At 71.8% G+C, this 10,342-nt stretch carries 11 protein-coding genes; 1 reads left to right on the forward strand and 10 read right to left on the reverse strand.

What is annotated here, in order from left to right; all coding sequences use genetic code 11:
* The 10 genes from fdxA to RWP81_RS09900 all read right to left on the reverse strand — a co-directional run.
* A partial coding sequence (gene fdxA, locus RWP81_RS09855) for a ferredoxin (protein ID WP_314451482.1) occupies positions 1 to 190 on the reverse strand: 190 nt, incomplete at its 3' end.
* Positions 187 to 1,581, reverse strand: coding sequence for an FAD-dependent oxidoreductase (locus tag RWP81_RS09860; protein WP_314455526.1), 1,395 nt, complete (start codon positions 1,579 to 1,581; stop codon positions 187 to 189). The genes RWP81_RS09860 and fdxA, both read right to left, overlap by 4 nt.
* The gene (gene cobA / locus RWP81_RS09865) at positions 1,578 to 2,426 is read right to left on the reverse strand and encodes a uroporphyrinogen-III C-methyltransferase (protein ID WP_314455529.1); all 849 of its coding nucleotides are present in this window, start codon (positions 2,424 to 2,426) and stop codon (positions 1,578 to 1,580) included. Before cobA ends, RWP81_RS09860 begins: the two co-directional genes overlap by 4 nt.
* Before the next feature lie 29 nt (positions 2,427 to 2,455).
* Positions 2,456 to 3,346, reverse strand: coding sequence for an ABC transporter permease (locus RWP81_RS09870; RefSeq protein WP_314455532.1), 891 nt, complete (start codon positions 3,344 to 3,346; stop codon positions 2,456 to 2,458).
* A complete protein-coding gene (locus RWP81_RS09875) occupies positions 3,336 to 4,115 on the reverse strand; it encodes an ABC transporter ATP-binding protein (protein WP_314455535.1) in 780 nt (259 codons plus the stop codon). Before RWP81_RS09875 ends, RWP81_RS09870 begins: the two co-directional genes overlap by 11 nt.
* 1 nt (position 4,116) lies before the next feature.
* Complete coding sequence (locus tag RWP81_RS09880; protein WP_399540580.1) at positions 4,117 to 5,187, reverse strand: ABC transporter substrate-binding protein; 1,071 nt, start codon at positions 5,185 to 5,187, stop codon at positions 4,117 to 4,119.
* Positions 5,188 to 5,249: 62 nt separating this feature from the next.
* On the reverse strand, positions 5,250 to 6,581 hold the full coding sequence (locus RWP81_RS09885; RefSeq protein ID WP_314455538.1) for a GTP-binding protein: 1,332 nt from the start codon (positions 6,579 to 6,581) through the stop codon (positions 5,250 to 5,252).
* Positions 6,581 to 7,498, reverse strand: a complete 918-nt coding sequence (cysD, locus tag RWP81_RS09890) for a sulfate adenylyltransferase subunit CysD (protein WP_314455541.1) — start codon at positions 7,496 to 7,498, stop codon at positions 6,581 to 6,583. The genes RWP81_RS09885 and cysD overlap by 1 nt, the downstream gene beginning before the upstream one ends.
* Positions 7,495 to 8,238: a phosphoadenylyl-sulfate reductase gene (locus tag RWP81_RS09895; protein WP_314455545.1), complete on the reverse strand. Its 744-nt coding sequence runs from the start codon at positions 8,236 to 8,238 to the stop codon at positions 7,495 to 7,497. Before RWP81_RS09895 ends, cysD begins: the two co-directional genes overlap by 4 nt.
* Entirely contained in the window at positions 8,235 to 9,950 is a 1,716-nt protein-coding gene (locus RWP81_RS09900; protein ID WP_399540581.1) for a nitrite/sulfite reductase, read from the reverse strand. The genes RWP81_RS09895 and RWP81_RS09900 overlap by 4 nt, the downstream gene beginning before the upstream one ends.
* A gap of 142 nt (positions 9,951 to 10,092) precedes the next feature.
* On the opposite strand from RWP81_RS09900, the gene RWP81_RS09905 reads away from it, so the two are divergent.
* Positions 10,093 to 10,342, forward strand: a 250-nt coding sequence (locus RWP81_RS09905) for a hypothetical protein (protein ID WP_314455550.1), incomplete at its 3' end; no start/stop codon positions are given.

The following is a 10,342-nucleotide window of genomic DNA, read 5'->3' on the forward strand; positions in this document are numbered from 1 at the left end:
CTTCGGGCAGGTCGTCTTCGTAGTAGATCGCCTCGACGGGGCAGACCGGCTCGCAGGCGCCGCAGTCGACGCACTCGTCGGGGTGGATGTACAGCGACCGCTCGCCCTCGTAGATGCAGTCGACGGGGCATTCGTCGATGCAGGCGCGGTCCTTCACGTCCACGCAGGGAAGGGCGATCACGTAGGTCATGAGACGAAGGCCCCCGACCGCGAGACCGAGACCTGCTCCTCGCGCGACACGACCTTGACCCGCTCGCGGGTGTGCTCGTGCGCGGCGCCGAGCGCGCGCTCGTGCGCGTCGAGCGTGCGCCAGCCCTCCCAGGTGGTGAACTCCACGCCACGCTCGGCCAGAGCCTCGAGCACGTCGCCGTCGACCGTGGGGGCCGACAGGGCGCCGGCCTCGATGTCGGAGACGAGGTGGGCGATGGTCTCCATGGCATCCGACTTCGTGTGCCCGATGAGACCGACGGGGCCGCGCTTGATCCAGCCCGTCGCGTACAGTCCCGATACGACCTCGGAGCCCTCTACGACCTCGGAGCCCTCCACGACCCGGCCCTCGACATTGGGCACGACGCCGCGGACGGCGTCGAACGGCGCACCGAGCACCGGGCTCGAGAAGTACCCGACCGCGCGGTACACCTGCTGCACGGCGATCTCGCGGATCTCGCCGGTGCCGCGCACCGTGCCGTCGCCGACGGGCTCCGTGCGCTCGAAACGCAGGCCCTCGACGCGCTCGTCGCCGAGCACCGCGAGGGGTGCGTGGTAGAAGTGCAGGTGCAGGCGGCGGCTCGCCCCGGTCTGCTCGCGCGTACGCCAGCTGTTGAGGACCCGCAGCATCACCTTGAGCTGGTTGTTGGACGCCTGGGCGGGGTCGGCGTCGACGAAGTCCTCGTCGTGCACGACGATGTCGACGTTCGGCACCTCGCCGAGCTCGCGCAGCTCGATGGGCGTGAACTTGATGTCGGCGGGGCCGCGGCGACCGAAGACGTGCACGTCGGTGACGGCGGAGGCCTCGAGGCCGTGCAGCACATTGTCGGCGATCTCGGTCGACCGCAGGTCGACGGCGTGCTTGGCGAGCACGCGGGCGACGTCGAGGGCGACATTGCCGTTGCCGATGACGGCGACCTCGCGCTCATCGAGCGGCCACTCGCGCGGCACGTCGGGGTGTCCGTCGTACCAGGCGACGAAGTCGGCCGCGCCGTACGAGCCGGGCAGGTCGATGCCGGGGATGTCGAGCGGCGCATCGCGCAGCGCGCCGGTGGCGAGGATCACCGCGTCGTAGCGGGAGTGCAGTTCGTCGACGGCGATGTCGCGGCCCACCTCGACGTTGCCGATGAAGCGGGTGGAGCCTGCGTCGAGCATCTCGTGCAGCGAGTCGACGATGCCCTTGATGCGCGGGTGGTCGGGGGCGACGCCGTAACGGATGAGCCCGTAGGGCGCGGGCAGCGAGTCGAACAGGTCGATCGCGACCGTGCCGCCGGCGTCGGTCACCGCGCGCGTGAGGATGTTGCCCGCGTAGATGCCGGCGGGGCCGGCGCCGACGATCGCGACACGGAGCGAGGTGAGAGAAGACGAGGTCACAGCGAAGGGGCCTTTCGGGGAACGGCGAGGGGGTCGAAGGTGAGATCGAGGGATGCCAGGGCGGCGGGCGCGTAGGGACTGAGGCGCACGACGTCGCCGACGACCACGACGGCGGGGGAGCGCACCCCGCGCTCCGCGGCTTGGGCCGCGATGGTGGCGAGGGTGCCGACGGTGACGCGCTGGCGCGCGCCGAATCCATCTTCCACGATCGCGACGGGGCAGTCGCCGCCGCGCTCGCCGCGGGCGAGGGTCAGGGCCGACTGCGCGAGGGTGCCGACGCCCATGAGCAGCACGACGGTGTGGTCGCGTCCGCCGCCGAGGGGCAGGAGCTGGTCGTGGGCGGTCGCCACGGTGAAGCTCGTCGCCACCCCGCGGTGGGTGAGCGGGATACCGGCCAGCGCGGGCACCGACACGGCGCTCGTGACGCCGGGCACCACGCGCACGTCGATGCCGGCCTCCTGGCACGCGAGCAGTTCCTCGCCGCCTCGGCCGAACACGTACGGGTCGCCGCCCTTCAGGCGCACGACGGTGCGTCCCGCGCGGGCTTCGCGTACGAGCAGGGCGTTGATGGCATCCTGCGGCACGGCGTGATGGCCGGGGAGCTTGCCGACATCGATCACCTCGGCGGCCAGGTGCACGCCGTCTGCGGAGAGGCCGTCGAGCACCCCGCGGGCGCCGAGACGGTCGGCGACGATGACGTCGGCGGACTCGAGGGCGCGCAGCCCCCGCAGGGTCAGCAGGCCCGCGTCTCCCGGGCCCGCGCCGACGAGCCAGACCGTTCCGGAGGCCGGGACCCGGGTCGAGCGCGCGGTGGGGACCTGGTGCGCAGCGCCGGCGCCAGGCATAGCGGCATCCGACCCTTCGGCGTACCCGCTCATCGCGCCCCGCCCGACTGCAGCAGGCCGCGACCCCGCAGCATCCGCCGCTCGATGGGGCCGAAGAAGGCGAGTTCGATAAGGATGCCGATTCCGAGGATCACCACGATCGTCGCGAGCACGCCCGCGAGGTCGGCGAGGTCGCGCGTCTGCTGCAGCATCGTGCCGAGGCCGAAGCCGATCGTGCCGCCCGAGGTGATGATCTCGGCCGCCATCAGCGAACGCCACGAGAACGCCCACCCCTGCTTGAGACCGGCGAAGTAGCCGGGGAGGGCCGCGGGCAGGATCACCGAGGTCGCCAGCTGCCACTTCGACGCGCCGAGCACGGTGCCCACGCGCCGCAGCTGCGGCGGCACCTGGTCGACGCCCGAGATGAGGCCGTTGACGATCGAGGGGATGGCGCCCATCAGGATGACGAAGTAGGCCGTGGCATCCGTGAGTCCGAACCAGATGATCGCGGCGGGCACCCACGCCACCGACGGCAGCACCTGGAGCCCGGAAATGATCGGCCCGACCGCCCGGCGGATCGGGCGCACCTCGGCCAGCAGCAGTCCGATGGGGGTGCCGATGACGATCGCGATGAGGAAACCCAGGATGCCGCGCTCGAGGCTCGTCAGTACGGCCTCCTGCAGGCGGCCGGTGTCCCACGCGTAGGCGAGCGCGCCGAACACGTCAGCGGGGCTGGGCGCTTTGTCGGGCCGCGGGTCCGCGATGACGATGTAGAGCTGCCAGGCGGCGATCAGCAGCACGACGAAGATGATCGGCGGCAGCGCGCTCGACCAGAACGTGCGCCAGCGGCCGCCGCTCGCGTCGGTGGTGGTCTGCAGGTTGTCGAGGCCGGCTTCGAGGCTGCGGAGGTCGTCGGCCGTGGCCGTGGTGTCAGCGCGCATTGCGGCGGATCTCCTTACGCAGTTCGTCGGTGATCGTGACCGCCAGGGCGGCGACCTCGGACGACTCGATCCGGCGTCCCTCGGTGCGCTCGATGCGCCACTCGTTGACGACGCGGCCGGGGCGGCTGCCCAACAGCACGACGCGCTGACCGAGGCGGGCGGCCTCGCGCACGTTGTGGGTGACGAACACGATCGTGCGACCGGTCGCCCGCCACACCCGCTCGAGCTCCTCGTGGAGCAGGTCGCGGGTGATGGCGTCGAGGGCGGCGAAGGGCTCGTCCATCAGCAGCACGGGCCGGTCCTGCGCGAGGGCACGGGCCAGGGCCACGCGCTGGCGCATGCCGCCCGACAGCTCGTGCGGGCGCTTGTCGGCGGCATCCGCGAGGTTGACGGTGTCGAGCAGGGCGAGCGCTTCGTCGCGCCGACGCGCGCGCGGCACGCCCCGCAGGCGCAGGGCCAGCTCGACGTTGCGGCGCGCGGTCAGCCACGGCATGAGGGCGGACTCCTGGAACATGACGGCCGAGCCCTCGGCGGGGGTCTCGATACGCCCCGCGGTGGGGCGGTCGAGGCCGGCGATGAGGTTCAGCAGCGTCGACTTTCCGCAGCCCGAGGCGCCGAGGAGGCACACGAACTCGCCCGGGGCGAAGTCGAGGGTGATGTCGTCGAGGACGACCGGGCCCGCACCGAAGCGCTTCGATACGCCGTCGATCCGCACCGCCGGAGACGTGGGGAGGGCGGGTGCCGGGCTGTCGATGCGGGCCGTGGTCATGTCACTCCTCGCCGAGGCCTGAGGCCGAGACCTGCGCTCCGCCGCTGGTCGCGAGCTGCGCGTTGAGCAGCCGCAGGTCGAACAGGCCCTCGATCGAGCCCTCCTTCTGCGTCCCCGCGGCGACCCCGTTCTCGACGAGCGTCTGGAAGGTGTCGGCGTGCGGGTCGACCGAGAATGTCACGTGCTCCAGCGCGCGGGCGATCACGGCGTCGGCGAGCGGCTTGCCCGTGTCGGCGGCGATCTGCGCGTTGATGACGGAGGCGGCCTCACCGGCGTTGTCGGCGATCCACTTCACGGATGCCTCGTGGCCCGCCAGCAGCTTCGACACCGTCTCGGGGTGCTGGTCGAGGAACTCCTTGCGCACCAGCAGCACGGTGGTGGGGAACTGCCCGTCGGGCCACTCGTCGGCCTCGTCGACGAGCACCTTCGCACCCGCGTCGACGACCAGCCGCGACACCCACGGCTCGGGGAGCCACGCGCCGTCGAGCTGGCCGTCCTTGAACAGCTGGAAGGTCTGGGCGTTCTCGGTCGGGGTGATCGTGACGTCGCCGCCGCCCGAGGTGTCGGTCTGGAAACCCTGCTCCTTCAGCCAGCCGCGCAGCGCCACGTCCTGCGTGTTGCCGAGCTGCGGGGTGGCGAGGGTCTTGCCCCTCAGGTCTTCCGCGCTGTCGATCCCGTCGCGCACGACGAGGGCTGCGCCGCCGGTCGCGGCGCCGGCGATGATGCGCGCCGACTCGCCGCGCGACTGGATGAAGGTGTTGATCGAGGGGTTGGGCCCGATGTAGGTGGCGTCGATCGCGCCGGCCGAGAGCGCCTCGATGGCGGCGGGACCGGCATTGAACACCTCGGTCGACAGCGTCGTGTCGCCGAGGGCGTCCTGCAGGAGGCCCTCTTGCAGGCCCACGAGAGCGGGCGCGTGGGTGACGTTGGCGAAGTAGCCGAGGCGGAGCTCGGCGGCCGGGCCCTGGTCGGCACCCTCGGCCGAGGCGGCGGGCCCCGTGGCGCAGCCGGCCATCATGGCCGCAATCAGTCCCAGGGTTGTGATCGCGGTCGCGGTGCGCAGTGTCTTCACGGTTCGCCTCCTTCGTAGGCAGTCAGTCGTGCGCCGGTCGGCGCGCGTTCGTCGGGCGCCGGTCAGCGCACGATCCCGGCGGCGAGAGTCGCGCCGTCGGACGGATGGATGACGAGGAACGAGCCCTCGTGGCGGCTGTCGCGGTACGGCTCCAGCGGCAGGTCGGCGGCCAGGCGCAGGCGCGCGCGGCCGATGTCGTTCGTCTGCAGTCGGTCGGCGTCGACGTGGGTGAGGGCGTCGAGGTCGTACCGCGAGTCGATGGAGGCCACGATCGCCTGCACCGTGGCGGTGCCGTGCTTCACGAGCACGCGGGAGCCCGCGGTCAGGGGCCGTGCGTCGAGCTGGAAGAGTTCGACGTCGGCCTCGCGACGGGCCGGGGGCAGCGTGCCCGCCGAGGCGATGACGGCGCCGCGGGCGGCATCCACGTCGTCGGCGAGTTCGAGCGAGACGGACTGCGGGGCCACGGCACTGTCGGCCGGAACACCCGCGACCCGGATGCCGCGCACCACCGTGCGAACGCCCGAGCCCGACACCTCGACCTCGTCGCCCACGCGCACGGCGCCGCGGGAGATGCGCCCGGCGACCGCGCGGTAGTCCCGCAGAGCCGTGGCGGTATCGGGGTCGGCGGCGAGCTCGGGCGACAGCCCGCCCTGCGGCCGGATGACCGACTGCACGGGCAGGCGCAACGGCTCGCCGACGCGGGTGGACTCGTCGGCGGAGGGGAGGGTCTCGAGCAGCTCGAGCAGCGCGGGGCCGTCGTACCAGGGCGTGCGGGTCGAGCGGTCGACGATGTTGTCGCCCTCGAGGGCCGACACGGGCAGCACGTGCAGGTCGTCGATCTCGAGCTCGGTCGCCACCGCTCGCGCGTCGGCGGAGACGCGGGCGAACACCTCGGCTGAGAAGTCGACGAGGTCGATCTTGTTCACGGCGATGATCACGTGCGGCACGCGCAGCAGCGCGACCACGGCGAGGTGGCGACGCGTCTGCTCGACCACGCCGGCGCGGGCGTCGACGAGCACGACGACGGCGTCGGCCGTGGTGGAGCCCGTGACCATGTTGCGCGTGTACTGCACGTGCCCGGGGCAGTCGGCGAGGATGAACGACCGCGTGCCGGTGGCGAAGTAGCGGTAGGCGACGTCGATCGTGATGCCCTGTTCGCGCTCGGCCCGCAGACCGTCGGTCAGCAGCGCGAAATCGAACGCGCCGTGCGCGAAGCCGCGGTCGGCCGAGGTGCGCGCGACCTGCTCCAGCTGGTCGGCGAGGATCGCCTTCGCGTCGTGCAGCAGGCGTCCCACGAGCGTGGACTTGCCGTCATCGACGGAGCCCGCGGTGGCGAAGCGGAAGAGTGTCGGCTCGGTCGTTCGGACCGGCGCCTCGAGGGTGTCGAGCGACATCAGAAGTACCCGTCCTTCTTGCGGTCCTCCATGGCCGCCTCGCTGAGGCGGTCGTCGGCGCGGGTGGCCCCGCGTTCGGTGATGGTGGTGCGGGCGACCTCGGCGACGATGGCCGTGAGGTCGGCGGCATCCGATTCGACCGCTCCGGTGCAGCTCATATCTCCCACGGTGCGGTAGCGGACGGTGCGCACCTCGACCCGCTCGTCCTCGCGGGGAGGCGAGAACGGACCGACCGGATGCCACATGTCGCCCCGGCGGTACACCTCGCGCTCGTGCGCGAAGTACAGCGGCGGCAGCGCGATGGCCTCGCGCTCGATGTAGCGCCAGATGTCGAGCTCGGTCCAGTTCGAGATGGGGAACGCGCGCACGTGCTGGCCGGGGGTGTGGCGCCCGTTGTAGAGGCTCCACAGTTCCGGCCGCTGATTACGCGGGTCCCACTGCCCGAACTCGTCGCGCAGCGAGATGATGCGCTCCTTCGCCCGCGCTTTGTCTTCGTCGCGGCGGGCGCCGCCGAAGACGGCGTCGTGACGGCCCGCGGCGATGGCATCCAGCAGCGGTAGCGTCTGCAGCGGGTTGCGCGTGCCGTCGGAGCGCTCCTGCAGGCGGCCGTCGTCGATGTAGTCCTGCACGCGGGCGACCTCGAGACGCAGACCCAGGCGCTCGACCGTCTCGTCGCGGAAGCGCAGCACCTCGGGGAAGTTGTGCCCGGTGTCGACGTGCAGCACGGGGAACGGCACGCGGCCGGGGGCGAACGCCTTGGTCGCCAGGTGCAGCACGACGACGGAGTCCTTGCCGCCCGAGAACAGCAGCACGGGTCGCTCGAACTCGGCGACGACCTCGCGGATGACGTGGATCGCCTCGGCCTCGAGCAGGTCGAGGGTGGAGAGGGCAGTGGATGCCGTGGACACAGCGCTCATGTGTGCAACCCGCATTCGGTCTTCGACAGGCCCGCCCAGCGGCCGGACCGGGGATCTTCGCCCGGGGCGACCGGGCGCGTGCACGGCTCGCACCCGATGGAGGGGTAGCCGTGGGTGAGGAGGAGGTTGACCGGCACGGCGTGGCCGTTGGCGTACCCGATGAGGTCGTCGAAGCTCCACGCCGCCACCGGGTTCACCTTGACGAGGCCGTTGCGCTCGTCCCAGGTGACCAGCGGGGTGTTCGTGCGCGTGGGGGCCTCGTCGCGGCGGACGCCGGTGAACCACACCTCGTAGCCGCCGAGCGCCCCCTGCAGGGGATCGACCTTGCGGCGCGCGCAGCACAGAGCGGGATCGCGCTCGTACAGGCGGGCGCCGAACTCGGCATCCTGTTCCGCGACGGTCTGCTCGGGGAGTACGTCGACCACCCGCACGTCGAGGGCGCGGTCGACCTCGTCGCGGGTGAAGTGGGTCTCGCGGAAGTGATAGCCGGTGTCGAGGAAGAGCACGTCGACGTTCGGCAGCTGCTCGGCGACGAGGTGCGGCAGCGCGGCATCCGCCATCGAGCACGCCACCGCGGCGGCTTCGGGTGCGAAATGGCGGGCGACCCAGGCGATGACCTCGGCGGGGGTCGCCTCATCGGCCGCGAGGCTGCGGAGCTCTTCGTTTCCCTGTTCGGCGAGCGTTTCGAGCTCGGCGGCGCTGCGGCGCGCGGTGATGCGGGGGGCGAGCGACACGGTCACTGCAGGGCCTCCTCGTCGGCGCGGTGCGCCCATTGGGCGAAGGTCTCGTCGATGCCGGCGTCGCGATCGTCGAGGAAGCGGTGCACGACCCGGTCGACGTAGTCGGCGATGCCGTCGGCGGCGACCTTGAGCCCGCGGACCGTGCGACCGAGGCCGGCTTCGTCGCGGTCCGGCGAGGCGAGGCCTCCACCGAGGTGAACCTGGTAGCCGGGCACCTGCTCGCCGTCGATCGTGACGAGCTGACCCTTGAGCCCGATGTCGGCGGTCTGGATGCGCGCGCACGAGTTGGGGCACCCGTTGACGTGCAGCGAGATCGGGTGCGGCAGGTCGAAGGCGGCGAGGCGCTCTTCGAGGTCGAGGACCGCGGCGGTGGCGTTGACCTTGGTCTCGACGATCGCGAGCTTGCAGAACTCGATGCCCGTGCACGCGATGGTGCCGCGGCGGATGAGGCTGGGACGCGCCTGCAGACCGAGCGCGTCGAGACCGGCGACGAGGGATTCGACCCGGTCCTCGGGGATGTCGAGGATCACGACCTTCTGGTGCGGCGTGGTGCGCAGCCGCGTCGAGCCGTGCTCCTCGATGAGGTCGGCGAGGCGGGCGAGGGTGGTACCCGAGACGCGGCCGACGATGGGCGTCGCCCCGACGTAGAAGCCGCCGTCCTTCTGACGGTGGATGCCGACGTGGTCACCGGGGGCGGCGGGCTTGGGCAGCGCGGGACCGTCGGGCAGGGCGTAGCCGAGGTACTCGTCCTGCAGCACCTGACGGAACTTCTCGGTCCCCCATTCGGCGAGCAGGAACTTCAAGCGCGCCTTGTTGCGGAGGCGCCGGTAGCCGTAGTCGCGGAAGATCTGCGCGACGCCGTGCCAGGCCTCGGCGACCCGCTCGGGTGCGACGAAGACACCCAGGCGCTCGCCGAGGCGCGGGGTGGTCGACAGGCCGCCACCGACCCACAGGTCGTACCCGATGCCGAGCTCGGGGTGCTCGACGGCGACGAAGGCGACGTCGTTGATCTCGTGCACCACGTCGTGGTTGGGGTGGCCGGTGATGGCCGACTTGAACTTGCGCGGAAGGTTCGAGAGCGTCGGATCGCCGATGAAGCGGCTCGTGATCTCGTCGATCTGCGGCGTCGGGTCGATGAGCTCCTCGGCGGAGATGCCCGCGACGGGCGACCCGAGCACCACGCGCGGCACGTCGCCGCACGCCTCGGTCGTGCCGAGACCGACCGCTTCGAGCCGGCGCCAGATCTCGGGCATCGACTCGACCTCGACCCAGTGCAGCTGCACGTTCTGGCGGTCGGTGAGGTCGGCGGTGTCGCGGCCGAACTCCTGCGAGATGCCGGCGATGACGCGCAGCTGCTCGGTGGTGAGCTGCCCGCCGTCGATGCGCACGCGGAGCATGAAGTACGCGTCTTCGAGCTCTTCGGGGGAGAGGGTCGCCGTGCGACCGCCGTCGATGCCGGGCTTGCGCTGCGTGTAGAGGCCCCACACGCGGAACCGGCCGTGCAGATCGGTCGGGTCGATGGAGGCGAAGCCGCCCGAGGCGTAGACGTTCTCGATGCGCTCGCGCACGGCCAGACCGTCGTCGACCTGCTTCCACTCCTCGTTTCCGTTGAGAGGCGTGGTGCCGTCGATCTTCCACTGCCCGTTGGGCTTGGTCGACGGGCGCGGCGGCCGGGTGGCGGCGCGCGGTGGGGTGTGGCTGGTGGTCACGATGCGACTGTTCCTTCGCTGCGCCGGTGCGGCATACCGGCGGCATTTCCCCAGACGCTAGAGCGGGCTGCGGATGCCGGCCAACGAGTGCGTCTCAGAGCGTCGTGAAGTGACACGGGGCGTCACGTACGACCGCGGATGTTGCGTGATCAGCCGGAACGGAGTAGCCCGCGGTCCGCGACCGTGGTCCCGCACGGGGGCCGCGGCCGCGGACGCATCCGAGGACTCACGCCTGAGGCTCAGTGGAAGCGCCGCCCGCCTCGCGTCCGCGCTGGAAGCCGGCGTCGAAGCCGCGCTCGAAAGCGCGTTCGTGGCCATGGCGGCGATCGTGGCGGGGGCCGCCGTCGCGACCGTGCTCGCCTCCGCGGTGCTCGCGTGCGGGGTGGCAGCGCTCG

This window comes from uncultured Microbacterium sp., from assembly GCF_963521695.1.
In the GTDB taxonomy this organism is placed as follows: Bacteria; Actinomycetota; Actinomycetes; order Actinomycetales; family Microbacteriaceae; genus Microbacterium.

Coding starts and splice junctions, on each gene's coding strand:
- cobA (WP_314455529.1), bottom strand. CDS start 2,426: ATGCCTGGCGCCGGCGCTGCGCACCAGGTCCCCACCGCGCGCTCGACC.
- RWP81_RS09870 (WP_314455532.1), bottom strand. CDS start 3,346: ATGCGCGCTGACACCACGGCCACGGCCGACGACCTCCGCAGCCTCGAA.
- RWP81_RS09875 (WP_314455535.1), bottom strand. CDS start 4,115: ATGACCACGGCCCGCATCGACAGCCCGGCACCCGCCCTCCCCACGTCT.
- RWP81_RS09885 (WP_314455538.1), bottom strand. CDS start 6,581: ATGTCGCTCGACACCCTCGAGGCGCCGGTCCGAACGACCGAGCCGACA.
- cysD (WP_314455541.1), bottom strand. CDS start 7,498: ATGAGCGCTGTGTCCACGGCATCCACTGCCCTCTCCACCCTCGACCTG.